This is a genomic window from Mycobacterium sp. SMC-2 (assembly GCF_025263485.1).
Classification (GTDB): Bacteria; Actinomycetota; Actinomycetes; order Mycobacteriales; family Mycobacteriaceae; genus Mycobacterium.
Map to the genome: position 1 here is coordinate 2690098 of NZ_CP079863.1, position 24082 is coordinate 2714179.

The 24082-nt window shown below is 68.3% G+C and carries 26 protein-coding genes and 1 pseudogene; 12 read left to right on the plus strand and 15 right to left on the minus strand.

The window, feature by feature from the left end; all coding sequences use genetic code 11:
- The 3 genes from KXD96_RS12820 to KXD96_RS12830 all read right to left on the minus strand — a co-directional run bounded on the left by KXD96_RS12820 (position 1) and on the right by KXD96_RS12830 (position 2879).
- A complete protein-coding gene (locus KXD96_RS12820; RefSeq protein ID WP_260744901.1) occupies positions 1–1323 on the minus strand; it encodes a ribonuclease D in 1323 nt (440 codons plus the stop codon).
- Between the two features lies 1 nt (position 1324).
- On the minus strand, positions 1325–1861 hold the full coding sequence (locus tag KXD96_RS12825) for a DUF3000 domain-containing protein (RefSeq protein WP_396878789.1): 537 nt from the start codon (positions 1859–1861) through the stop codon (positions 1325–1327).
- Positions 1862–2057: 196 nt separating this feature from the next.
- The gene (locus tag KXD96_RS12830; RefSeq protein ID WP_260744903.1) at positions 2058–2879 is read right to left on the minus strand and encodes an enoyl-CoA hydratase/isomerase family protein; all 822 of its coding nucleotides are present in this window, start codon (positions 2877–2879) and stop codon (positions 2058–2060) included.
- A gap of 57 nt (positions 2880–2936) precedes the next feature.
- Here KXD96_RS12830 and hemE point away from each other — a divergent pair, with 57 nt between their 5' ends.
- From hemE to KXD96_RS12855, 5 genes are all read left to right on the plus strand, one after another.
- Positions 2937–3986 (plus strand): uroporphyrinogen decarboxylase, encoded by a 1050-nt coding sequence (gene hemE, locus KXD96_RS12835; RefSeq protein WP_260744904.1) that lies wholly within the window; start codon positions 2937–2939, stop codon positions 3984–3986.
- Positions 3983–5338: a protoporphyrinogen oxidase gene (locus KXD96_RS12840; protein WP_260744905.1), complete on the plus strand. Its 1356-nt coding sequence runs from the start codon at positions 3983–3985 to the stop codon at positions 5336–5338. Before hemE ends, KXD96_RS12840 begins: the two co-directional genes overlap by 4 nt.
- A 5-nt stretch (positions 5339–5343) precedes the next feature.
- On the plus strand, positions 5344–6039 hold the full coding sequence (gene hemQ / locus KXD96_RS12845) for a hydrogen peroxide-dependent heme synthase (RefSeq protein ID WP_260744906.1): 696 nt from the start codon (positions 5344–5346) through the stop codon (positions 6037–6039).
- Positions 6040–6077: 38 nt separating this feature from the next.
- The gene (locus tag KXD96_RS12850) at positions 6078–6785 is read left to right on the plus strand and encodes a class I SAM-dependent methyltransferase (RefSeq protein WP_260745353.1); all 708 of its coding nucleotides are present in this window, start codon (positions 6078–6080) and stop codon (positions 6783–6785) included.
- 126 nt (positions 6786–6911) lie between these two features.
- Entirely contained in the window at positions 6912–7760 is an 849-nt protein-coding gene (locus tag KXD96_RS12855) for an endonuclease domain-containing protein (protein ID WP_260745354.1), read from the plus strand.
- An 81-nt stretch (positions 7761–7841) separates the two neighbouring features.
- Here KXD96_RS12855 and msrB read toward each other — a convergent pair whose 3' ends face one another.
- From msrB to KXD96_RS12875, 4 genes are all read right to left on the minus strand, one after another.
- Positions 7842–8252: a peptide-methionine (R)-S-oxide reductase MsrB gene (gene msrB / locus KXD96_RS12860; RefSeq protein ID WP_260744907.1), complete on the minus strand. Its 411-nt coding sequence runs from the start codon at positions 8250–8252 to the stop codon at positions 7842–7844.
- Complete coding sequence (gene aftC / locus KXD96_RS12865) at positions 8249–9559, minus strand: arabinofuranan 3-O-arabinosyltransferase (RefSeq protein WP_260744908.1); 1311 nt, start codon at positions 9557–9559, stop codon at positions 8249–8251. The genes msrB and aftC overlap by 4 nt, the downstream gene beginning before the upstream one ends.
- 72 nt (positions 9560–9631) lie before the next feature.
- Entirely contained in the window at positions 9632–11191 is a 1560-nt protein-coding gene (locus tag KXD96_RS12870; RefSeq protein ID WP_260744909.1) for an alpha/beta hydrolase, read from the minus strand.
- Between the two features lie 14 nt (positions 11192–11205).
- Complete coding sequence (locus KXD96_RS12875; RefSeq protein WP_260744910.1) at positions 11206–11961, minus strand: pyrimidine reductase family protein; 756 nt, start codon at positions 11959–11961, stop codon at positions 11206–11208.
- Here KXD96_RS12875 and zapE point away from each other — a divergent pair.
- A pseudogene (gene zapE, locus KXD96_RS12880) lies at positions 11960–12857 on the plus strand (cell division protein ZapE). The gene KXD96_RS12875 and the pseudogene zapE sit on opposite strands and share 2 nt — an antisense overlap.
- Here zapE and KXD96_RS12885 read toward each other — a convergent pair.
- The 3 genes from KXD96_RS12885 to KXD96_RS12895 form a co-directional block, all read right to left on the minus strand.
- A complete protein-coding gene (locus tag KXD96_RS12885; protein ID WP_260744911.1) occupies positions 12835–13344 on the minus strand; it encodes an N-acetyltransferase in 510 nt (169 codons plus the stop codon). The pseudogene zapE and the gene KXD96_RS12885 overlap by 23 nt on opposite strands.
- A complete protein-coding gene (locus KXD96_RS12890; RefSeq protein WP_260744912.1) occupies positions 13332–13865 on the minus strand; it encodes a hypothetical protein in 534 nt (177 codons plus the stop codon). The genes KXD96_RS12885 and KXD96_RS12890 overlap by 13 nt, the downstream gene beginning before the upstream one ends.
- A gap of 86 nt (positions 13866–13951) precedes the next feature.
- Positions 13952–14698: a Clp protease N-terminal domain-containing protein gene (locus KXD96_RS12895; RefSeq protein ID WP_260744913.1), complete on the minus strand. Its 747-nt coding sequence runs from the start codon at positions 14696–14698 to the stop codon at positions 13952–13954.
- A gap of 111 nt (positions 14699–14809) precedes the next feature.
- Here KXD96_RS12895 and KXD96_RS12900 point away from each other — a divergent pair, with 111 nt between their 5' ends.
- From KXD96_RS12900 to KXD96_RS12910, 3 genes are all read left to right on the plus strand, one after another.
- Positions 14810–15136: a DUF732 domain-containing protein gene (locus KXD96_RS12900; protein ID WP_260744914.1), complete on the plus strand. Its 327-nt coding sequence runs from the start codon at positions 14810–14812 to the stop codon at positions 15134–15136.
- Between the two features lie 353 nt (positions 15137–15489).
- Positions 15490–16998: a sodium:alanine symporter family protein gene (locus tag KXD96_RS12905; protein WP_260744915.1), complete on the plus strand. Its 1509-nt coding sequence runs from the start codon at positions 15490–15492 to the stop codon at positions 16996–16998.
- A gap of 51 nt (positions 16999–17049) precedes the next feature.
- On the plus strand, positions 17050–17394 hold the full coding sequence (locus tag KXD96_RS12910; RefSeq protein ID WP_260744916.1) for a DUF732 domain-containing protein: 345 nt from the start codon (positions 17050–17052) through the stop codon (positions 17392–17394).
- Between the two features lie 22 nt (positions 17395–17416).
- Here the strand turns inward: KXD96_RS12910 and KXD96_RS12915 are convergent, their stop codons facing one another.
- Positions 17417–18337 carry a cation diffusion facilitator family transporter gene (locus tag KXD96_RS12915; RefSeq protein ID WP_260744917.1) on the minus strand — a complete coding sequence of 307 codons (921 nt, stop codon included), beginning with the start codon at positions 18335–18337 and terminating at the stop codon, positions 17417–17419.
- Positions 18338–18377: 40 nt separating this feature from the next.
- Positions 18378–18731, minus strand: coding sequence for a hypothetical protein (locus KXD96_RS12920; protein ID WP_260744918.1), 354 nt, complete (start codon positions 18729–18731; stop codon positions 18378–18380).
- A 324-nt stretch (positions 18732–19055) separates the two neighbouring features.
- Here KXD96_RS12920 and KXD96_RS12925 point away from each other — a divergent pair, with 324 nt between their 5' ends.
- Positions 19056–19388: a DUF732 domain-containing protein gene (locus KXD96_RS12925; RefSeq protein ID WP_260744919.1), complete on the plus strand. Its 333-nt coding sequence runs from the start codon at positions 19056–19058 to the stop codon at positions 19386–19388.
- A 116-nt stretch (positions 19389–19504) separates the two neighbouring features.
- The gene (locus KXD96_RS12930) at positions 19505–20512 is read left to right on the plus strand and encodes an IS481 family transposase (protein ID WP_260743936.1); all 1008 of its coding nucleotides are present in this window, start codon (positions 19505–19507) and stop codon (positions 20510–20512) included.
- On the opposite strand, the gene KXD96_RS12935 is transcribed toward KXD96_RS12930, so the two are convergent.
- From KXD96_RS12935 to KXD96_RS12945, 3 genes are all read right to left on the minus strand, one after another.
- Positions 20509–20739 carry a hypothetical protein gene (locus tag KXD96_RS12935; protein WP_260744921.1) on the minus strand — a complete coding sequence of 77 codons (231 nt, stop codon included), beginning with the start codon at positions 20737–20739 and terminating at the stop codon, positions 20509–20511. The two genes, KXD96_RS12930 and KXD96_RS12935, sit on opposite strands and share 4 nt — an antisense overlap.
- Positions 20740–20822: 83 nt before the next feature.
- The gene (locus tag KXD96_RS12940) at positions 20823–21404 is read right to left on the minus strand and encodes a hypothetical protein (protein ID WP_260744922.1); all 582 of its coding nucleotides are present in this window, start codon (positions 21402–21404) and stop codon (positions 20823–20825) included.
- On the minus strand, positions 21385–23331 hold the full coding sequence (locus KXD96_RS12945; protein WP_260745355.1) for an alpha/beta hydrolase family protein: 1947 nt from the start codon (positions 23329–23331) through the stop codon (positions 21385–21387). The genes KXD96_RS12940 and KXD96_RS12945 overlap by 20 nt, the downstream gene beginning before the upstream one ends.
- Before the next feature lie 558 nt (positions 23332–23889).
- Here KXD96_RS12945 and KXD96_RS12950 point away from each other — a divergent pair.
- Complete coding sequence (locus tag KXD96_RS12950; RefSeq protein WP_260744923.1) at positions 23890–24066, plus strand: DUF732 domain-containing protein; 177 nt, start codon at positions 23890–23892, stop codon at positions 24064–24066.
- The last annotated feature ends 16 nt before the right edge of the window (positions 24067–24082 follow it).

The window sequence follows — 24082 nt, forward strand, 5'->3', positions numbered from 1 at the left end:
TTACTCGAATTTTTGTGCGCTGCCGTCGATTTCGGCGTTCTCGTCCTCCGGCTCGGCGGGCGGTTGCAGCGCCCGGGCCAGAGCGGGATCCACCAATTCCCGCTGCCAAGCCCGGGCTTGCCCGGCGCGCAGGAACGTCTCGACGGCATCGAGAGGATCGGGCGTGGCCTCCCAGTCCCAGCACAGCCGTCGTACCAAGTCGGGTGAGACCAGGTTCTCGGTGGGCACGTTGACCCGCTCGGACACCTCCGACAGCGCCGCGCGCGCCGCCTCCAGCCGTGCGGCGGCCTCGGGTTTGCGCCGGCTCCACCGCGCCAGCGGTGGCGGGCCGTTCGGCGGTTCGGCATCGGCGGGCGGATTCTTGGTTTGCCGCGCCGCTTCGAGCGCGCCCAACCAGGTGGCGGCGCTGCGACGTTGATTGCGCCCACCGAACACCGGCAACGCGGTGAGGTCCTCGACCGTCTTCGGGTTGGCGATGGCGGCCTCGATGATGGCTGAGTCCGGCAGGATGCGTCGCGGTGCGATGTCGCGGCGCTGGGCGATGCGGTCGCGCGTCAACCACAGTTCGCGGACCGCGGCCAGGCCGCGTTGGTCGCGCACCCGATGGATCCCGGACGTGCGTCGCCACCGGTCGCGTCGCATCGCCGCGCCGAGATCCCGTGATCCCACCTGTCGCAGATAGTCGAATTCCTCTGCGGCCCAACCGGTTTTACCCTGCTCGGCAAGGACGTCGGCGATCGCGGCGCGCAGCTCGATTAGCAGTTCCACATCCAGCGCCGCGTAATTGAGCCATTCCGCGGGCAGCGGGCGTTTGGACCAGTCGGCCGCACCGTGGCCCTTGACCAGCCCGGATCCCAGCAGCCGCTCCACCATGGTCGCCAGGTTCACCCGCTCGAACCCGGCCAGCCGCCCGGCGAGCTCGGTGTCGTACAGCGCCGGCGGCTGCAACCCCACCTCCGCCAGGCAGGGCAGGTCCTGGTCGGCGGAGTGCAGGATCCATTCGTCTTCGCTCAGCACCTCGGCGACGGGCCGCAGCGCGTCCAGCGGGTCGGCACCGTGGCTGACCGGGTCGATGAGCACGGTGCCGGCGCCGGCCCGCCGGATCTGAATCAGGTAGGCCCGGTTGGAGTACCGGAATCCCGACGCCCGCTCGGCGTCCACCGCAAAGGGTCCCCGCCCACGGCCCAGCAGCTCCGCGGCATCCCGGATCTGGCGGACGGTGACCGACAGGTCCGGAATCCCCTCGGCCGGATGCAGCAGCGGCGTGGGTTCGGGTTCGGTGCTGTCGGGCGCGGCGGGCCCGTGGGCCTCCGGTTGGGACATGTCAGGCGCGTGACCGCGAGCTCAGATCGGTGACGCCCGTCGGCGGTAACCCCGCCGCGTGTTCCAGTACCTCACAGAAGGCCTCGACGTGGACGCCGACCTGCGGCGTGGTCGCCGTCCACGACGCCCGCAACTCCAACTGGTGGGCGCGCGGCGGCCCGGAGATGTCGCCGTAGCGCACCGACGTGGTGGCGGTCACGGTGCCGCCCAGGGCGGTCACGTGCTCCAGCCGGGACTCCAGGGCGTCGACCAGCCAGCTCCATGCCACCTCTGGGAGCAGGGGGTCGACGGCCTCGCTGGGGTCCAGGTCGGCCTGGATGTAGGCGACCAGGCGGATGGTGCCGTCCCACGCGTCGGCGCCTTCCGGGTCGTACAGCAGGATCAGCCGGCCGAAGGCGTCGCCGTCGGATCGCTCGGGAACAATCTCACGGTCGGGATGCTTGACCTCGGCCCCCAGCGCGTAGCTGAACGGGGCCAGGCGCTGCGGCGGACGAATCGGGCCCAGCTCGATCTCCGGGCGCACGGTGGTGGAGTTCATCGCCGCTACCGCCTCGCGGAATGGCTCCGGTTCAGGTGAGGTCACTTGGCGCCGCTCCTGTTCATCCCGGCCGCCCTTCGTCGTCGCGGCACGGGTCACAGGGTCCGACGGTAGACCCATCGGCCGACACGCGGAATCAGGCGCGCCGACCGCGACCAAGCCGTTACCAGGCCTCATGGGAGCCTATCGCGCCTGCTCAGGAGGCATTTTCGCCGGTAAATCGGGCCGGCCGCTTCTCGCGGTGCGCGGCCAGGCCTTCCTGCACGTCGGGGCCGCTGAAGCTGAGGAATTCCAGGCCGAGCGAGGTGTCGAAGGCTGGCGCGAACATGCGATACCAGTGATTGAGGCTGTGCTTGGTCCAGCGGATGGCGTTCTGCGCACCGCGCGCCAGATCCTCGGCGATCCCCGTGGCCGTGGACAGCACGTCATCGTCGTCGACACAGGTGGACACCAGGCCGATGCGCTCGGCTTCTTCGCCCAGCAGGGTCTCGCAGGTGAGCAGGTAGTACTTGGCCTTGGCCATGCCGACCAGCAGCGGCCAGCAGATCGCGGCGTGGTCGCCGGCGGCCACGCCAAGCTTGGTGTGCCCGTCGATGAGTTTCGCGGTGCGGCCCGCCACCGAGACGTCGGCGAGCAGGGCCACCACCAGGCCCGCCCCGACGGCCGGTCCCCGGATCGCCGAGACGACGGGCTTGTCGAAGTTGACCATGTTGAGCACCAGGTCGCGGGCCTCCCGCATGATGCGGATCCGGCCCTCGTAGTCGCCGATGGTTTCGGCGATCAGGTCGAAGCTGCCGCCGGAGGAGAACGCCTTGCCTTCGCCGCGGACCAGCACGACGCGCACGGCGGGGTCGCGGGCGATCGCCGGCCAGATGTCCGCGAGGTCGCGGTGCATCTGCGGCCCGACCGAATTGAGGCCGGGGGCATCAAGAACCAGCGTCAGGATGCCGTTATCGCCCACTTCGCAGCGCAGGCTGGGAAACTCGTCGTAGTTCACAGGGGGATGGCTGACTGGCACGGTCGTGATAGTACGCAGCGCGGGGACGGACCCGGCGTCGTGGCAGCATTGAGGACAATGAGTACCCGTCGCGACCTCCCCGAGTCGCCGTATCTGGCCGCCGTCACCGGCGGAAAACCCGGCCGGCTCCCGGTGTGGTTCATGCGGCAGGCCGGCCGTTCGCTGCCCGAGTACCGTGCGCTGCGCGCCCAGACCGACATGCTGTCGGCCTGCTTCGACGCCGAACTGGTCTGCGAGATCACCCTGCAGCCGGTGCGCCGGCATGGCGTCGACGCGGCGATATTGTTCTCCGACATCGTGGTGCCGCTGCTCGGCGCGGGGGTCGACCTGGACATCGTCGCCGGCGTCGGGCCGGTGATCGCGTCGCCGGTGCGCACCGCGGGCGACATCGACGCCATGAAGCCCCTTGACCGGCAACGCATTCAGCCGGTGTCCGACGCGGTCACGCTGCTGGTGGCCGCGCTCGGCGACGTCCCGCTGATCGGGTTCGCGGGTGCGCCGTTCACCCTGGCGTCCTACTTGATCGAGGGCGGCCCGAGCCGCCACCACGCCCGCACCAAGGCGATGATGCTGGCCGAACCGGACAGCTGGCACGCGCTGATGGAGAAGCTGACCGACATCACCGTGGGCTTCCTGCGGGCGCAGGTGGAGGCCGGGGTGGACGCCATTCAGGTGTTCGACTCGTGGGCGGGTGCGCTGTCGCTCGCCGACTACCGCACCTACGTGGAACCGCACAGCGCCCGGGTTTTCGGCGCGCTGGCCGAGCACGGCGTGCCAATGACGCACTTCGGGGTGGGCACCGCCGAACTGCTCGGCGCCATGTCGACGGTCGGCGCGACGGTGGTGGGGGTCGACTGGCGTACCTCGCTCACCGATGCGGCGGCGCGCGTCGCGCCCGGCACGGCGCTGCAGGGCAACCTCGATCCCGTGGTCCTGCTGGCGGGGTGGCCCGCCGTGGAACGCGCCGCCCGGGCCGTCGTCGAGGACGGGCGCCACGCCGTCGACGCGGGCGCAACCGGTCACGTCTTCAACCTTGGCCATGGCGTGCTGCCCGACACCGACCCCGGTGTGCTGACCGACCTGGTGTCGCTGGTCCACTCCTTATGACCGCCACTTCGTATTGCGTTGTCGGGGGCGGGATTTCGGGGTTAACGTCGGCGTACCGGCTCCGCGCGGCGGCGGGTGACGACGCGACCATCACGCTGTTCCATCCCGGCGAGCGGCTGGGCGGGATCCTGCGCACCGAGCTGGTCGGCGGGCAGACCATGGACCTGGGCGCCGAGGCGTTCGTGCTGCGCCGGCCCGAGATGCCGGCGCTGCTGGCCGAGCTCGGCCTGTCGGGGCGCCAACTCGTGTCCACCGGCGCCCGCCCGTTGATCTACAGCCAGCAAAAGCTGCACCCGCTGCCCGCCGGCACGGTTATCGGCATTCCGTCGTCGGCCGCCTCGGTGGCCGGGTTGGTCGACGACGCGACGCTCGCGCGCATCGAAGCCGAACCCGGCCGTCCGCTGGACTGGCAACCCGGCAGCGATCCCGCGACGGCCGAACTGGTGGGGGAGCGGTTCGGCGAGCAGGTTGTGGCCCGGTCGGTCGATCCGCTGCTGAGCGGGGTGTATGCGGGTTCGGCGGCGACGATCGGCCTGCGCGCGGCGGCCCCCGGCGTCGCGGCGGCCCTGGATCGCGGCGCCTCCAGCCTGACGGACGCGGTCCGGCAGGCGCTGCCGCCGGCGACCGGCGCGCCCGTGTTCGGGTCGCTGGACGGCGGCTACCAGGTGCTGCTCGACGCGCTCGTCGAGCGCGCCCGCCCCCGCTGGGTTCGGGCCACGGTGCAGCGGCTGGAACCCGCCGGGGCCGGCTGGTCCCTGGTGGACGACACCGGCGCCCGCTGGCACGCCGACGCGGTGATCCTGGCCATCCCGGCGCCGCGGCTGGTGGGCCTGGTCGCGGACATCGCGCCGAGCAGCGCCGCCGCCGCCAGCCGCATCACCAGCGCGTCGTCGGTGGTGGTGGCACTGGCCGCGCCGGGCGATACCCCGTTTCCCGAGTGCTCCGGCGTGCTGGTCGCCACCGGGGAACGGTTGCGCAGCAAGGCAATCACGCTGTCGTCGCGCAAGTGGGGTGCCCGGGGGGACACGCAGCTGCTGCGGCTGTCGTTCGGGCGGTGGGACGACGACGTGGCGACCAGCATCCCGGATGACGAACTGCTGGGGTGGGCGTTGAGCGACCTGGTCGACGTGTTCGGGCTGGCCGTCGACCCGGTGGACGCTCGCGTGCAGCGCTGGATCGAGGCCATGCCGCAGTACGGGCCCGGCCACGCGGAGCTGGTCGCCGAGATCCGCGCGGGCCTGCCCCCGGCACTCGCCGTGGCCGGCAGCTACCTCGACGGCATCGGGGTGCCGGCATGCGTCGGGGCGGCCGGCCGGGCGGTTCAGGCCCTCGACTTGAAGGTGGGAAGATAGGTTCCATGGCCAAGCTCGACTACGACACCCTCAACGCGACGATCCGCTACCTGATGTTCTCGGTCTTCTCCGTGCGGCCGGGCGCGCTCGGAGAACAGCGCGACGCCGTGATCGATGACACATCGCGGTTCCTCAAGCAACAGGAGGAGCGCGGCGTCGTGGTGCGCGGCCTCTATGACGTGGCGGGCCTGCGCGCCGACGCCGACTTCATGATCTGGACCCACGCCGAAACCATCGAAGCGCTCCAGGCCACCTACGCCGACTTCCGGCGCACCACCACCCTGGGGCGGGCCTGCTCGCCGGTGTGGAGCAGCGTGGCGCTGCATCGCCCGGCCGAGTTCAACAAGAGCCACATCCCGGCATTCTTGGCCGGCGAGGAACCCGGCAACTACATCTGCGTGTATCCGTTCGTGCGGTCCTACGAGTGGTACCTGCTGCCCGACGAGGAACGGCGCCGCATGCTCTCCGAACACGGCATGGCCGCCCGCGGGTACAAGGACGTCCGCGCCAACACGGTGCCGGCGTTCGCGCTCGGCGACTACGAATGGATCCTGGCCTTCGAGGCTCCCGAGCTGCACCGCATCGTGGACCTGATGCGCGACCTGCGGGCCACCGATGCCCGCCGGCACACCCGCAAGGAGACCCCGTTCTTCACCGGACCGCGCGTGCCGGTCGAGCAGTTGGTGAATTCGCTGCCGTGAGTCATCCGGACGTCACCGATCCGGCCCGTTTCGAGGAGATGTACCGCGACGACCGGGTTGCGCACGGGTTGCCCGCCGCCACGCCATGGGACATCGGGGGCCCGCAGCCGGTGGTGCAGCGGCTGGTCGCGCTGGGCGCGATCAAGGGCGAGGTGCTCGATCCGGGCACCGGACCGGGCCATCACGCGATCTACTACGCCGCCAAGGGTTACGCGGCCACCGGCATCGACGGGTCGGCGGGCGCGCTAGAGCGGGCCCGGGAGAACGCGCGGAGGGCCGGGGTTTCGGTCAACTTCGAGCTGGCCGACGCCACCAAGCTGGACGGTTTCGAAGGCCGGTTCGACACCGTCGTCGACTGCGCCTTCTACCACACCTTCAGCACCGATCCCGAGCTGCAGGGGTCCTACGTGCGGGCGCTGCACCGGGCCACCAAGCCGGGGGCACGGCTGTACATGTTCGAGTTCGGCGAGCACGACGTCAACGGCTTCAAGATGATGCGGTCCTTGTCCGAGAACGACTTTCGTAACGTGCTGCCGCACGGCGGCTGGGAGATCACGTATCTGGGGCCGACGACCTACCTGATCAACCTGAGCGTCGAGCAGATCGAGATGATGGCGGCGCGCAATCCCGACATGGCCGATCAGGCGCAGGCATTGCTGGAGCGATTCCGGGCGATGGAGCCGTGGCTGCGGGGCGGTCGGGTGCATGCCCCGTTCTGGGAAGTGCACGCCACCCGGGTGGACTGAGCCCGGCGCCCGCTCGCCCCGTGGCCTTCCCCGCGACACATAACTGGCTGCGACGACACGCCGAAAAGGGCCGCACTGGTTGATATCTGGTGGATCCGCGTCGTGGCGGACGGCGTCTTTGCCTGTGTGGACGACGTCTTCATAGGCAGCGACGCCGTGCGGCGGGGGCGACTGACCTCGTATCAGCTGCGGGCCGGTTTCCGGGTGATTCATCCCGACGTGTATCTGGGTGACGGGGCCATCCCGTCGCTGAGAACCCGTACCGTCGCGGCGTGGCTGTGGTCGGGCCGGCGCGGCGTGGTGGCCGGGCTTGCAGCGGCCGCCCTCCACGGCTCGACGTGGATCGACGACGACGAACCCGTCGAACTGGTCTGGCGCAATCAGCACGCCCCCCGCGGGGTGATCACCCGGAATTGGCGGGTCGAGCCGGACGAGGTCACCAAGGTGGCGGGGTTGCCGGTGACCACGGCAGCGAGGACGGCGTACGACCTGGCCAGGCACCTCCCCAGGGACCAAGCGGTGGCGCGGCTCGACGCGCTGATGCGGGCGCGGCCGTATTCCGTCGAGGCGGTGTTGCTGCTGGCCAGCCGGAACCCCCGCGCGCGAGGGCTGCGGCGGCTGCGTGCGGCGCTTCCACTCGTCGACCCCGGAGCCGCCTCGCCCAAGGAGACGTGGCTGCGTCTGCTGTTGATCGACGCCGGGATGCCGGTTCCCGAGAGCCAGATCCCGGTGAGCGAGGGCTGGCGTTTGGTGGGTGTGCTCGACATGGGATGGGAGCGGTACAAGGTGGCCGTCGAGTACGACGGCGACCACCACCGCACCGACCGCCGGCAGTACGCCCGCGACCAGTGGCGTTCACGCAAGCTCGACGAACTCGGCTGGATCGTCATCCGGGTGATCGCCGAGGACAAGCCTCAGGATGTCGTGCGGCGCGTCCGCGGCGCGCTCGTCCGCCGTGGCTGCCGCGAGATATAAGCGGTTGCGCCGCTCAGCGGCGAGTCGCCGCGCCTGGTTATGTGTCGCGAAAGGCGACGCCGGGGACGGGCCCGGAGCGGGCTATGCCCCCGCCGGCACCAGCCGCAGCGAGATCGAGTTGATGCAGTACCGCTGATCCGTCGGCGTCGGATACCCCTCGCCGCTGAACACGTGGCCCAGGTGGCTGTGGCAGTTCGCACACAGGACCTCGGTGCGCGTCGCGCCCATCGAGTGGTCGGGCCGCAGGATCACCGCGTCGGAGCTGGCCGGGTCGAAGAACGACGGCCAGCCGCAATGCGACTCGAATTTCTCTGTGCTGCGGAACAATTCGGCACCGCACGCCCGGCACTGATAGATGCCCACGGTCTTGGTATCGGTGTACTCACCGGTGAAGGGCCGCTCGGTGCCGGCCTGGCGCAGCACGTGGAACTCTTCGGGCGTGAGCTTTTGCCGCCACTCGTCGTCGGTCAGCTGCAGCTTCGGGCTAGTCATGCCTCCACGCTAGCGCCACCACGCCCCGCCGTCAGCCACGCGGGATCGATGCCCTCGTCCAGCCGGTCCTCGGCCTTGGCGTCCAGATACCGGAAGTACAGCACGGTGAACGTCACGATCAGCAGCAGCGACCAGCCGTAGGTGATCTTCAGGTATTCCAGGGCGCGGCCGTAGCGCATCCAGTTGAAAAGCAGCCAGCGGTCCAGGGTCATGAAGCCGTAGATGCCCAGCCACGCCGGCCAGTTGCGGATCAGCGAGTTGGGCAGCACGACCGTCATCAGGAATGGGAACAGCATCATCGAGTAGTAGCCCTGGGCCAGCGGCAACACCAGCCACGACCACAGCAGCAGCACGCCCGCCGAGTTGGTGAACCAGAACCGCGGGTCGCGGGTGCGGTAGTAGCGGTACAGCAGCCACAGCGCGCCGATCGCGATGAGCGTGAACAGGATTCGCAGGAATACGATCAGCCAGGTGGGCAGCCCGAAGTACACGCCGTTGCCCTCGATCGAGCTGTTGAAGTAGTCGCGGACGCCGCCGATGTAGGGCAGCGTGCGGGTGACGAAATCTTTGGGATCGCTGACCAACGGCCACGCGGCCGCGTTGATGACGACCGGGACGACGAACGCGGGTACCAGCGCTCGCCACTGGCGGTTCAGCAGCGGCAGCAACAGCAGCGGCCCGAGCAACGGTTTGAGCGTCAACGTCAGCCCGATGGCCACACCCGCCCACCACTGATGGCCCCGTTTGCCGTCCAGCAGCCAGCGCAAAAACAGCACCTCCGCCAGCAGCACGCAGCCGTTGATGTTGGTGAACACCAGCGTGTTGGTCACGGTCTCGGTGCAGAACATGGCCAGCAGCAGGGCGGGGGCGGCCACCGAGGACAGCGCGTAGTTGAACAACCGCAGCAACAGGTACCAGGCGATCAGGATGGCCACCGTGTTGATCAGGATGAACAGATACCGCGACGGCGCGAATGGCAGGTATCCGAACGGCGCCATCAGGAGCGTGCCGCCGGGCGGGTACAGGTAGTGCGGGTCGACGTAGTCGAAGTGCTCGTTGTAGATGTCCCAGCCGTGCCGGAAGTTGAGCACCGCGCGGTAGACCGGTTTGAAGTCGTCGGTGATGTTGCCGTTGGTGGTGACCACGATGCTGCGATGCAGCACCGAGAAGATCGCGATCGGCCACAGCGCCGACCGCACGATTGTCGCGGTGCTGGGCGGGCCGCTAAGGGGACGAAAGGCGGCCAGGAGCGAATCACGCAGGCCGGTTCGGGTCGATTCAGCTGCCGTCACCAGCGCACCGTACACCGGCCGCCCGCCGACGATGCGGCCGCATAGCGGCTGAGGTGGGGGCGGGCAATCGGGGCTGGTGCCGGAAAATCAGGCAGGACAGTAGGTATCGGTTCCGGGCAGTTTGCCGCTGTTGACGTAGCCGATCAGCGGGGAAACCGCGCAGCCCGAGTAGATGCTGGCGCCGTGGCCGATGCCCTGCCACATCACCCGCTTGCTGGCGGCGTTGGCGTTGATGATGGTGGCCGCCATCGCCGCGACCCCTTCGGTGCCGACGATCGGGTCGTTCTGCACGCCCAGCAACAGGACGTCGACCTTCAGCGATTTCGGCGGAGCCGGCGGCGAGCTGGTGGGCCAGTGCAGGCATTTGACCAAGCTGAGCGCCGCGACGGTGCCGAACTGGGGGTACAGCTTGGCCCACGCCACCACCAGTTCGCGGACCCGGTCCGGGGTGGGGCGGTTGACGGCGTCGCTGCACGCGTTGACGAACTGGCCGTCGGAGTCCTCGGTGGCGTCGGCGTGGTTGATGAGGCTGGTCAGCTGGTTGGCGTCACCCGAGCGGGCGGCCGCCAGGGCGTTGGCCAGGTTGGTGGTGGCGTTGACGCGGCCGCCGGAGGGAAAGCCCAGCGCGACGGTGATGGCGTTCGCCACCTGGGCCACCGACGCGCCGGCGGGCCCCTTGCCGGCGCGAGCGTCGGCCAGCAACGCGCTGACGGCGCCCTTCGGGTCGGGACCCAGCGCGCAGTTCACCGCGACGCACTGGGCGGCGAACGCGTCGAGCGCGGCCTGCTGGCCCTTGACCTGCTGCTCGGCGGCGGCTTCGGCGTTGACGCCCAAGGCAATTGGCGAGTCGAGGATCAGCCGGGCGACCTTGTCGGGGCGCGCCGCGGCGTAGGCCAGCGCCACCTGGGCGCCGTTGCCGATCCCGACCAGCGCCACCGCGGGCACGTCCCACAGGCTGCGCAGGCGCTCGATGTCCGAGGCGGCGTGGGCGTTGTCGTAGGCGGAGGCGCCCGGCGCGATGGCGTCGGTGCAGTTGGTGGTGGCGGTGTTTGCGACGTCGGAGAGGTTGGCGACGGGGTCATCGCCGCTCTCGAACTGCGCCTGGTCGCGCATGATCTGCCGGTCGGCGGTGTCCCGGCAGTCGATCGGGTTCGACATGCCCATGCCGCGACGGTCGATGGCGACGATGGGGTGGGTTTGCAGCACGTCGGCGCCGCCCCGCGACAGCCAGACCGGCAGCTGCGCGGAGGACGGCAGGTCCGAGCCGGTGGTGAAGACGAGCGGGCCGGCGTCGCGGGGGGTCTGGCTGGAGCGGGCGCGGACCACGCCGACGCTGACGGTGCTGGTCCCACCGTTGACCGGGTCCAGGTCCGCGTCGTAGGTCGCGCAATCGAGCTGGACCCCGGCGGCGGGCGGGATCGCGGCGTCGCCGAACACCCGCGACGTGCAGTCGTGCCACGGCAGGTCGTTTTTGGGGGCCGCGACCGGCGGCGGGCCGCTGGCCGGTGGCTTGGTGGTGGTCGCCCCTTGGGGCCGGGCACCGGAGTCGGTGGCGAAGCGCGGGTCGGCGCCCAGGCCCGGGACGCAGCCGGCGACCACGGTGGTCGCCGCAATCAAGATCGTGGCGAGCGTGATCTGCCGACTCATGTCGACCACAGTAGCTAGGCCTTGACGTAGCGGGTGTACAGGTAACCGGCGTCGTCGGTCAAAACGTGGGCACAGCGCATCCGGGTCAGCAGCTGGCTGGGGCCCGTCGCGATGCGCCGGGCCAGGCCGCCGACGATGTAGGGCGCGATGGTCAGGCAGAGCTCGTCGAGCATGTCGCGCCGGATCAGCGAATCGAGCAGCATCGGCCCGCCCTCGGTCAGGATGCGGCGCATGCCGCGATCCCCGAGGATCGCCAGCATGACGGCCTCATCGAGCTGGGCGGGGTCGCCGCCGGAGCAGTCGACCACCTCGCACAGGTCGCCGAGCAGCTGGCGGGCGGGGGCCACCGCCGCCGAGCAGGTGAGCACCAGCGGCGGCACCTCGGTCCGGGTGAAGATCCCCATGTCGCGGTCCAGCCGGCCCGACTTGGTCACGATCGCCAGCTGCGGGACTTCGCTTTGCCCACGGGTCTGCCGCCGCTGGCGCTGGGCGACGCTCACCTGGGCGCCGGAATAGCCCTCGACCCGCACGGTGCCCGCGCCCACCACGATGACGTCGGCGAGCTCCCGCAGCAGGTTGAACACGAGCCGGTCGCCGGGGCCTCCCATCGTTCCGCTGCTCCCGCCGGCGGTGGCCCCGCCGTCGACGCTGGTGATGAAGTTGGCCCGCACCCATGTCCCGTCGGGATAGGCGTAGAGCCGGGGGAGTTCGGCGTCGCCGAGTTCGCGCACCGATCCCAGCAGCGACAGCGGCGTCTCGGGAACGGGCATGAGGTTGATTGCAGCACGTCGCTACAGTTCGGGCATGGACGGGTCCACCTTCGGGGCAGTGGCACATCTGGTAGATCGGCATCCGACCGTGTCGCCCGAGCGGTTGATCGCTCAATTGCGGCCGCCCCCAACGTTCGCCGACGTGAGCTTCGCGACGTATCAGCCCGATCCGGCCGAGCCGACGCAGGAGGCCGCGGTCGGGGCGTGCCGAGACTTCTGCCGCCAGGCGGTGCAACGCCGCACGGGCCGGCGAAAGATGTTGGGCCGACGGGCGGTGCTGCGCGGCGTCGGGTTGTATCTGGACGGCGGGTTCGGCGTCGGCAAGACCCACCTGCTGACGTCGGCCTACTATGAGCTACCCGGGGACGGTCCCGAGTCGTCAACTCCCAAGGCGTTCGCGACCTTTGGGGAGCTTACGCAGTTGGCGGGGGTGTTCGGCTTCGCCCAATGCGTCGATCTGCTGGCCGACTACACGACGGTCTGCATCGACGAGTTCGAGCTGGACGATCCCGGCAACACCACGCTGATCTCGCGGCTCCTCTCGTCGCTGGTCGAGCGGGGGGTGTCGGTGGTCGCCACGTCCAACACGCTGCCCGAGCAGCTCGGCGAGGGCCGGTTCGCCGCCCAGAATTTTCTGCGCGAGATCCACACGCTGGCAAGCATTTTCACAACCGTGCGGATCGAGGGGGCCGACTACCGGCACCGCGGCCTGCCGCCGGCGCCGCAGCCCCTGCCGGACGAGGAGGTGGCGGCGCGCGCGGCGCGCCTCGGGCGCGAAGTTGGACACCATCTTCAGCGACGAGATGCTGGCCGGTGGCTACCGAAAGAAGTACCTGCGGGCCATGTCTCGGCTCCTGGCGCTGACCGCCGGCGCTAACGAAGCCCGCGACTCATGACGAAGTCGTTCTCGCGGCCGGCGCCCACCTGAAAGGTCCTGGTGCCGCTGACCGTGAAGCCGTTCTTGGCGTAGAAGCGTTGTGCACGTTCGTTCGCCTGGTTGACACCCAGCCACACGCGGCCCACGCCCCATGCGCCGGCGGTGGCCAGCGCGAGGTCCATCAGGGCGGTCGCGACCCCGGTGCCGTGGTGCTCGCGCGCGACGTAGATCTTGGACAGCTCGGCGGTGTCGTCCTCGCGAATCAGCATGGCGTAACCGATGATTCGGTCGTCATGCTCCGCCGTGAGGATCGCGCGTTGCGGGTCGGCCAGGTATTCGGCGAAGCGGGCGGCACTCAGGTTGGCGTCGACGAACGCGGCGATGTTCTCGGGCGCCACCGAGGCCGGGCAGGCCAACGGGAACGTGCGCGCGGCAACATCGGCAAGCTGTTGAACTTCAACGGAATCCGTCGTGACGACGCGGACGGTTCGGGTCAGAGGTTCCACTGCGCGAGGTGGTAGCCCGTCTTCTTGTCCAGCAGGACCACGGTGGAGACGGGATCGCGATAGGCGTCCCAATAGACTTCGCCGCGCACGACCGCCCCGTTCGGCGCGTTGGTGAGCACGTTGTCCAGCGCGTCGGGCGCGTCCGAGGCCCGCGGCTTGTAGGCGTCGGCGAACGGGGTCACCCCGTCGAAGCTGAAGGTGGTCGCCATGATGAACGGATTGGGCACCCGGACGGCGCGCACCACCACGTCGGCACGCTCGACCGTGCTGCCCGGAAAGCCCTTATAGGTGCCTTCGCGCGTGTAGCCGAACCCTGGAGGCGGGTCGCAGGGCGACACCCCGGTGACGGTCACGTCCGCGACGTAGGTGCCGGTGTCGACCCGCAGCGTGTCCCCGATGTGGCCGATCGGGGCATCGCCGGCCCAGGCGCGCGGGGCGGGAAGCGCGGCGACGGAGGTGACGCTCGCCGCGGCGACGAACAACGCGGACAAAACGACCAGCCAGCGCTGCGTCTTCGCCATGTCTTCGCCTCCTAGGCACCCTGGAAGGGGACCTTCGAATGATTGCACACGCGGTGATGTGGCGGGGAGGGGTGGACCACGGCCGATCAGGCGTCCGGGCGAACGGTGGTCTCGCCGCCGAGCGATTGCAGCGCCTTGATCAGATCGGCCTCGACACGGCCCTTGTCCACGCCGCATCGCCGCAACGGTCCTTCGTCGGGCGAGGCGTCCTCCAGCTCGAGCAGTGCCAGCAGCAGGTGCTCGGTCCCAATGTAGTTGTGGCCCAGGCGAAGTGCTTCCCTGAAGGTCAGCTCGAGGGCTTTGCGCGCCGGTCCGCTGAATGGGATGAGTTCGGGCGTCGCGGTGCCCGGCGGGGGCAACTCCACGGCGGCGCGCAGCGCCTCGGTGTCGACCTTTTGCAGGCGCAGCAACACCGTCGCCAGGGCGGCCGGATCGCTGAGCACACCGAGCAGCAGGTGATCCGGGGTGATCTCGTTGTTTGCCGCCTGGTGCGCGGCGTTCTGGGCCGCCACCACCGCGCTCCGAGCCCGCGGGGTGAAGCGGCCGAAGCCCTGTTCGGGGTCCAGGGTGGCGGGTTCGGCGCGCGGCACGAAGCGCTTCTGGGCCGCTTGTTTGGTGACGCCCATGCTCTTGCCGATGTCGGTCCACGACGCCCCGGATCGGCGCGCCTGGTCCACGAAGTGCCCGATCAGGTGGTCGGCGACCTCGCCCAAGTGCTCGGCGGCCAGCACGGCATCCGCCAGTTGATCCAGCGCGTCGGTATGCACCGATTTGATGGCGTTGATCAGTTCGTCGAGGCGGACGGGGTAGGCGATGCGGGTCGGGTCGGCCATGTCGTCAACGATAGGTTGACGCTTCGGTCGTGTCAACCAGGGGTTGACGTTCGTTAAGATTGCTTTGCGCGCGCTGCGGTCTGGTCCCGCTTCTGGGACGATTTTCAATTTATGAAGCTTGTTCTGACAGTTTGCAGCGTTGCTGCCGCAATTGGTCTGGCCGTGCCCGCGCACGCCGACGACACCGACGACGCCTTCCTGAACTCGCTGGATTCGGCGGGCTTCACCTATAACGATCCGGGGCAGGTTATCCAGGCCGCCCACTACGTGTGCTCAGCGGCCGGGGGCGGCACGGCGATGGCGGATATCGCGAAGGCGATGACGTCCAAGGCGGCCGCACTGACCGAGGAGAAGGCGGAGAAGTTCACCGCGATCGCGGCCAGCGCGTACTGCCCGGACGCGATCGCGTCGACCACCACGGCGGGCGCCACTTCCTAACCCGCCGATTCACTTCAGGAAATGCGGGGCAGCGGCACCTCCGGAACGATCGGTGAGCCGCGAGGCTTTTTCTGGCTCTGCTCGGCCTTGGCGCCGGAATCGGCCTGGCCGTGCCCGCGCACGCCGATATCACCGACGACCCCACCCGATTCGCGGCAATCGCCACCAACTCGTATTGCCCCCAAGCGCTCTCGACGCCCAACGCCGCCTCCTAGGGTGGGCCGCGCTGGGCGAATGTGACGCGCTTTTTACATAGCCGCCCACTAACGGCGGGTGAACGAAACTTGTAATCAACAATTCCCCCATACCATTTCGGCGACGGACAGCGGGCGCAGTCGAAAGGAAGCAGGGGCTTGGACTTCCTTCAGCAGCAGCTAATCGAGCCCCTTTGCAACATCCTCAATACACACGTCCTGATCTATTTGCTGATCGGTGGCGGTATATATTTCACGGTGCGCACCCGATTCATCCAGATCCGCTACTTCGGGCGCATGATTGGCCAGCTCCGTAGGGCCCGTCGCGGCGACGGTGGGATCTCCTCCTTTCAGGCGTTCTGTGTGGGTCTGGCGTCGCGCGTGGGCACCGGAAACATCGCCGGTGTCGCGATCGCGCTGACGGTCGGGGGGCCCGGCGCCGTCTTCTGGATGTGGGTGGTCGCCGCGGTCGGCATGGCCACCGCGGTGATCGAGGCCACCCTGGCCCAGATCTTCAAAGTCCGCTCCGACGACGGCGCCTTCCGCGGCGGCCCGGCGTTTTACATTCAACGCGGGCTGCGGTCGCGGGCAGGCGGCGTCGTCTTCGCCATGCTGCTGGTGTTCACCTTCTCCACCGCGTTCAACATGGTGGAGACCAACGCCATCAGCGGGGTCTTGAAGTCATCACACGGCATCGGGGTCGGTTGGACGACAGTCGTTTTGGCGGTGTTGGCGGCGCCCGTGCTCTTCGGTGGCGTGCGACGGGTCGCCCAGTTCGCCGGGTCGGTGCTTCCGGTGGTGGCGCTGGTGTACACGTTGGTCGCGCTGGGCATTGTGGCCGTCAACATCACCGAGCTGCCCGTGGTGATCAGGGAGATCATCGGCGGTGCGTTCGGAATCCGGCAAATGGCAGGGGGTTTCGCGGGCGGGGCGCTCGCCGCGATGTTCACCGGTGTCAAGCGGGGCCTGTTCGCTTGCGAGGCCGGGATGGGCAGTTCGCCCAACATCGCGGGCGCCGCGACGGTGGCACATCCGGTGGAGCAGGGCCTGATTCAGTCGCTCGCCGTGTTCGTCGACACGATGGTGATATGCACGGCGACGGCGTTCATCGTGCTGCTCTCGGGTCCGGAAACCTACAACCCGGCTCGCTTGGGAGCGCTTGCCGGGGCCAGCCTGACGGAGTCGGCGATCGCGGCCGACCTCGGGTCGTGGACCACGGTGTTGATGACCGCGGTGGTGTTCATCTTCGCGTTCGCCTCGGTTCTGAGCAATTACGTGGTGGCCGAGGCCAATCTGTTCTACCTGGGCGGCCGGCGCCTGGCGGCCAATGTGCTCAAGGTGGTGACGCTGCTGTCGATCGTGTTCGGGGCCCTGGCCAAGCTGACGCTGGTGTGGGCGCTCGCCGATTTGACGATGGCGGTGATGGCCATCGCGAACCTGCTCACCATCTGCCTGCTGGGCAAGTGGGCGTTCGCGGCGCTCCACGACTACCACCGGCAGTTCGTCCAAGGCAGGGCGCCGGTTTTCGTCGCGAGCGAGGCCGGCCTCCCCGGTGTCCTCGACGGCGACGTCTGGGAACGCGCCGAGCGCAGGCAGGTCGGCGCGCTGCCCGAGTCGCTGATGCTGCGCCGCCCCGCGCTGCGCTCCTCCCAGGCGCCGGCGGCATAGTCTGCCCGGCGAGATGCTATTCGCCGACAGGTCTGCGACAATCGCTGCGTTATGCGATTTCTACTGGTGCTGACGAGCGTCGCCGCCGCGATCGGCCTGGCCGCGCCCGCGCACGCCGACGTCAACAACGATCAGGACTTCCTCACCGACCTGCGCGACGCCGGCATCACCTACCAGGATGGCGGCAACGCGATCACCATCGCCAAGTCGGTGTGCGACCTGCTCGACGACGGACAGTCGTCCGCGGAGATCGTGACGCAACTGCGCAACCAGAACCCGGCATTCCAGGGGGCCAGCGCGGCCAAGTTCACGTACCTCTCGGCGGCCCACTACTGCCCGAAGTACGTCACCGGCGAGGACCGCGGCCCGAAGCCCGAGGGCACGGCCGGCAACTGAGCCATTCCTGGACCGCGCGGGCCTAGGCGGCCCGCGCCGTCCAGGTGAAGTTGTGCATCTCGGGGACCCGCGGCGCCAGCGCGGCGGAAACCAGGCGGCCGATTCGATCGGCCTCCGCCAGGGGAGTGCCGGGATCGAGAAAGCCTTCCACCTCGACCCGCAACGTCCGGCCGGTCCACCGCGCGCGGGCGTGCGCGTGCGTGACGCCCGGCACCGTGCCGGCGACGGCCTCGGCGGTCGTGACGATCTCGGGGTCGACGCCGTCGAGTAGGTGGTGAGCGATGTCCGCGCTCACCTCCCAGCCGACGTGGCAGATGAATCCGGTGACGACGATCCCGGCGACCGCGTCGGCCCAACTCCAGCCGAGCGCCACACCGATCAGCCCGAGCATCGCCCCCGCGGACGACAACGCGTCCAGCCAGGAATGTTTCGCGTCGGCCACCATGGTCGCCGAGCGAATCCGCCTGCCCACCACCAGCTTGTAGCGCGCCACCAGCTGGTTGCCGGCGATTCCCACCAGCGCCGCGCCGATGCCCCAGCCCACGTATCCGGTGCCACCGTGCCGCAGCAGCTTGTCGACGCTTTCGAAGGCGGCGACGGCAGCGCTGCCCCAAATCACCAGCGCCACACCGATTCCCGCGAGGTCTTCGGTGCGTTCGTAGCCGTAGGGATAGCGCTCGGTGGGGACTTTGCGCGACGCCCTAAACCCGACGAAGACCAGGACGCTGGTGGAGACGTCCGACAGGTTGTGCAACGCGTCGCCGAGCAACGCCACCGAACCGGACAGCAGCGCGATGGCTAATCCGACGAGCCCGGTCAGCGCCAGTCCGATGGCGCTGACGGCGACGGCCCGGTTGGCCTGCCGACGCTCGGCCGCATCGTCGGTGAGGGTGTCGAGGGGGAAACTTGCCGCCGGGTCACGGACGCCGTTCACGAGGTGCATACGGCAAGCATGCCCGATGGGGCGCCGGTACCCCACCTGGCTACGGACACATGAAAGCGATGGGCGGGCACTGCCGCGGCTCGGTCGGAATGGGTAGCGGCGGGGGACCGGGCCCGTCGGCAACCGCGTTCGGGTCAGCGTTCGGATTGTCCAAGATGGCCAGGTGGTAGACGTGACAGACGCTCAAGTCCCACCCGGTGGCCGCCAAGCCCGGCCACACATAATCGCCCGGGCACCAGCGCATCCCGGGGCCGTGGTAGCACCCCGTTCGTGTCGAACAGTGGTCCGTGTCCGCCTGGGCGGTGCTTGCGGGCAGGCTCGATCCGGTGATCGCGATGGCGCCGCACAGCAGCGCGCCGGCAAGCATGCGCTTCGGGCCGCGGGTCGTGTTCATCGCGTCCCTCCTTCCTTGCGGCGCCGCCACCGGTGGCGTCGTCGCGGTAAGTCCACACGCGCCGACGGCTACCGATCCCAACGCCGATCCGTCGTTCTATACACCTATTGCTGCGCGCGGACAATAGCTGCGGCGTAACTGGCGCACCCGTTAATTAGGTCGGAGTTTCGCGCGTCCTCCGATTGATTTCGAGTTTGCCGATTGCTGAGCGTCGAAGTGGCGCGTGTGCAAAAGTATCGAGTGGCCGAAGCATTAACTCATCGGCGCGGCGAAACACACTCACCATTCGGTTTTGTAGCGACTTAATCCCACTGAGGAGTCACCATGAAGAACTCGGCACGGTTAACCGGCCGGCTGGCTGCCGTTTTGGCGGGCATCGCCGTCGGCGCCGCCCCGATCGCGAACGCCGACTCGACGGACGACGTTTTCCTGCAGGCGCTCGGACAGCAGGGAATCACCTTTGCCAACCTGTCGAACCAGACCGTCGTCAATGCCGGGCACGGCGTTTGCCAAGACTGGGCCAATGGCGCGACCCTGCCGCAGACCTTGTCCGACGTAAAAGGTGCGCTCGGATTAACTGACAACAATTCCGGCTACTTCATCGGCGCGGCGACGCAGTCTTACTGCCCGCAATACCTCAGCAAAGCCACGGGCTAGTTGTGATGTCCAGGGACGTTGTCCTGTTTGGTATCGGTGAGCCTGTGTGACAGGTGAAGGCCTCCCGTTGTGAAGTGGAGCTGTCTAGGAACCGCTTCACAAACCAGGAGGCCTTCGTGTCCCACGCTAATGCTGCTTTGACCCCGCGTGCTCGGTTGAGGCTCGCTGAGCTGATCGTCGAGGGTGGCTGGACCTACGCCGAGGCCGCCAAGATGTTCATGGTCGCACCGCGAACTGCCAAGAAGTGGGCCGACCGCTTCCGCGCCGAAGGTGCGCTCGGGATGATTGACCGCAGCTCCCGGCCGCGGATCAGCCCCACCCGCACTGCGCCTGAGCTCGTGCGACAGATAGTCGGCGTGCGGTGGCGTCACCGGCTCGGGCCCGTGCAGATCGCCGGACGCTTGGGCATGCCGGCATCGACTGTGCACGCAGTGCTGACCCGTTGTCGGATCAACCGCCTGTCGGCCATCGATCGCGCTACCGGTGAGCCACTGCGCCGCTACGAGCACGCTCATCCCGGCGCGCTGATTCACGTCGATGTCACCAAGTTCGGCAACATTCCCGACGGCGGCGGCCACAAGTTCGTGAGCCGACAACAAAGTAAGCACAACGCGATACAGACGGCCCACCGCACCGGTAATCGCGGCGACTCCGCCAAGAATTGGCGTCCCAGGATCGGAACGGCATTCGTACACACCGTCATTGACGACCACTCCCGCATGGCCTACGCCGAGATTTGCACCAATGAGAAAGCTGCCACCGCGATCGGCGTGCTGCAGCGCGCGGTGGCCTGGTTCGCCGAGCGCGGCGTGACCGTTGAACGAGTGCTGTCCGACAACGGGTCTGCCTACAGGTCCAGCGCATGGCGCGACGCTTGCGCCGAACTGCGCATCACCCCTAAGCGGACCCGTCCCTACCGACCTCAGACCAACGGCAAGATTGAGCGATTCCACCGCACCCTCGCCGACGGCTGGGCCTACGCCCAGCTCTACGAGTCAACCGAACAGCGCGACACCGCACTGCCCGGCTGGCTGCATTTCTACAATCATCACCGAGCCCACTCCGCCATCGGAGGCCAGCCACCCGTGACACGACTGACCAACCTCCCTGGACATCACAGCTAGTCGACGTTCGGCTGTCCGCCGTCCTGATCCCGGGGCGGGGTGACTTCACGTGACGAGCGAGAACGCCTCGGCAGCAGCATGAACATCACCGGGAACCGCAGCAGCGCCTCGCGGTGGGAGATTTCGAGAAACACGGTCTCGATCTCGAGGTTTCTTATCGGTTGCCGTTCCATCATCAAACGCGTCCGCAGATAGTGCGGGGTTCGCAGCCACTCGACCAAGTTCATGCCCGCGACTCTACTCCCTTGACGAAAATCATTGCGGTGCAAAATAACTTGTAAGACTTGGCGAATTTCGCCGGTGGGTTACGTCATCGCGCGTTCAGCTGGCTGGTGATGTTGGTGGAGTTGGTCTTGCCGTCGTGGTGGTGGTCGGTCGTGTTGCGGCATTGCCCGTACAGCATGATCTGCCCGTAGCTGTGGTCGGATGGCGCGTAGCCCATATTCGCCGTCACCCCATCCTTGTTCAGCGTGGTGCCGAAGTAGTGCTGTCCCGGCGGGGGCCCGTCGTTCCATCCGTGAGCCACCATCGCGGCGCGCACGTGCTGAAAGTACGCCTCGGGGTCGCCCTGCAAGAGGAAGCTCATCGTGACGGTGCCCATGTAGGGCGGATCTCCTTGGTCGTTGCAGGAGGCGAACGAGAAGCCCCCGCTGACCCCTTGCAAATTGGCCACGGCGGCAATCTGTTTGGCCGGATCGACGACCTGAGCCATGGCCTGGTCGTCGGTCAGGGGGTGCGCGGAATCATCGACCGGATGAGACGAACCGGTGGAATCTGGTTTGGGCGACACGAGACCGCATCCTCCTATCAACAGCGTGACAACGGCCGCCAGGGCGACAAGCGTTGCTTGCCACGACCGCCGCCACCGGCGCTCAATGATGGTGCTGGCCATCGAAGAAGTGATTGTCGGTGACAGAATCTGGTGGCCGGTTCCACTCCGGGTCGAAGACCGACGGAGTGTGCGGGCCCACGGTGACCGGAGGCAGGCCGGGGATCCTGATTTGGACGCCACCAATCTGGTAGCGGTGTCCGGCCGTCAGGCCATCGGCTTCCAATGCGTCGCCGTGGCCCGACACGATGTCCGCCATACTGTGCAGCGCCTCGCTTCCCGGATAGTAGTAATGCGAATGGTCTTGGGGATCGATGCCGTCCGAGCCGGGCACCTCGGCGTGGAAGCGTACCGATCCGAAGCCGTCCACGGCGGGGTCGGCCCCGAGACCGGGGTCGGTGCCCATCACCTGCCCGACGATATCGCCGCCGAAGAAGTGTTTGCTCAGGCCATTTAGCTGCCCGAGCATCCCGACCGGGTCGGTCGAGGCGTCCCCGACGAAAACGTGGCCGCCGTCGAGGTGGAAGTCCGCAGCGCTCTTGGCGGCGTCGGTGCCCGGACAACCAAGCAGCACAGCGTCGTTGGCGTGCATGCCGTGCATGGCGAAGGCGTCGGCGACCGTCGTCGAACCGTATGAGTGACCCAGCACGGTGACGTGCTGGCCGCCGCCGAGGTGAGTCGCCCACAACCCGTTGACGTCCTGCGCCAGCGCCGCACTGCCGGTCCGCGCGAGTTCCGGCGTGGAGATGCGCTGGACGTCGGAGAAGTCGTTGGGGGCGTCGTAGCCCATCCACGCGATGACGGCCGTGGGGTTGCTGGGGTCGGCGGCGTTGGCCTGACCGAAGAGGTTGATGGCGTCGTTGTGGCCGTCGTGCAGCCAGCCGCCCTTCACGCTGCTACTGGTGCCGGGCACGATCACCGCGGTGTTCCTCGCGGTGTCCGGGTTGCCGATGGCGATCGCCGCGCGCCCCTTGCCCCCGAACGCCAATGGGTCATAGGCGAACAGATAGGTCGGATTGGGATGTAGGGGATCGTTACCCGCGTCGTGGTCGAGGCCTTGCTTGGTCTCGTTGGCGTTCTGGTAGCGGGTGACGTCGGTGGCCGACAGGCCGTATTTGGCCGGATCGCGCATCACGTCGTCCACGGATACGCCGTTGCGGCCCGCGATGTCACGCACCCGGTCGAGGTCTCGCGTCATGACGGCGATGTTGGCCTCACTGCGCGCGAGGACCGGCACGCCGTTGAGATTGCCGATCTGGTCCGGGTTTTCGGCGATGAAGCGCTGCCGCTGCTCGGGCGTCAGTGACGTCCACCAGCGGTGTACATCCTCGGCGTTGCTGCCCGGCGGCGGGATCTGGGTGTCGGCATCGACTTGCCGCAGCGACTCCGGGTCATAACCCTCGGCACGCAGATCGCCCAGCGATTTCTGCAACGTGGCCGAGTAGCCGTTGCGCAGCGACCGCAGCTGGCCCAGCGCGGCCTTGGTGTCGCTGATGGCGTCGTCTTCGCAAGCGTGAATGAGGGCGTCGAGCGCGTCCCTGTCGGCCGCGCTGAGGTGGGTGTCTTTCTCCATTTCGACGGCCTGGCCGATCAAGGCGTCGAGTTGTTGCAGCTGCGTTTCCAGCGTGCTGATCTCGCCGGCTCCGGCCTTTTGCGCCTCGGCCAGGGCGGCGGCGATGTTTTCCAGGTTGGCGCCGATCCTGGGCAGCTGGAGGGACTGGGCGCCGAGGGCTCTGGTGACGCGCCGGACCTCGGCGGAGTCGTTGATCGGGTGATCGCCGTTCTGGTGATTCCAGGCGGCGTCGAAGCGCTTGCGGGCTTGTTCGAAACTCTCGTTCGCCTCCTGGGTGCAGCGGCCCGCTTGGTGGAAAGCCTCAGCCAGACTGGAAATCTGAAACGGGCTACCGGCCTGCAGGCTCTGGTTGATCGCCCAGGGGTCACCGCCGGCTTCGGCGATCAGCGCCGGGACGCTTATGTACCGGAGCTGCATCGCACCGCTCGCTGTTTCGCGGCGTCGCGGCCACCCATGGCCGTGAACTTTACTATTCGACGCCGTTTCGCACGGTTCACCCTGGGCGCGGGTTGGGGGTAGCCGCATCTGTCGCCGAAGGCGCGCGCGTACCGCCTATTGGCAGGAATTCCGAAGGTCTTAAAGAGGCCAGGGCGACTAAAATTTTCACCGTGAACGCGGGGGCCGAAGGCTAGCGACCATCGCTTTGGTGAGTTCCGATTCACCGGAGTCGCGATGAGGAAGTCGGCAGCGATATTTGTGGCCGTTGGGGCTTTGATGCTCGGCGGGGCTACCGCTCACGCCGACCCACCGTCGCCGGGCCCCACGCCACCGCCCGGCACGCCGAAATGCCTCACCTTCGACGGCGCACAGGTGAACTGGCTGCCGTGTGGGTGGACGACGGACGGCCGCCGGTGGACTCCGCCGCCACCGCCGCCTCCCGGCCCGTGACGGACGGTCGGAATCCGGCTCCCCGAGAATAGTCGCCCGCAAAGCCGGAAATTTTGGCCACCCGGCCACGACGCCGCCCAGACGGCCATGGCGCGCCTCATCTGTGACGATCTCGGGTGGGGGTGGACATACGACCAGATCGCTCAAGACATCCACGCGGAGTTGGACCCCAGGGCCGTTACGTTCGGAGACGCCCAGTCCATGGTGACCCTCGCGCATTCGACCTATTGCCCGCTTCAGCGGTACTGGGCCGCGCACTGCTGAATGGTCCGGTCGACGG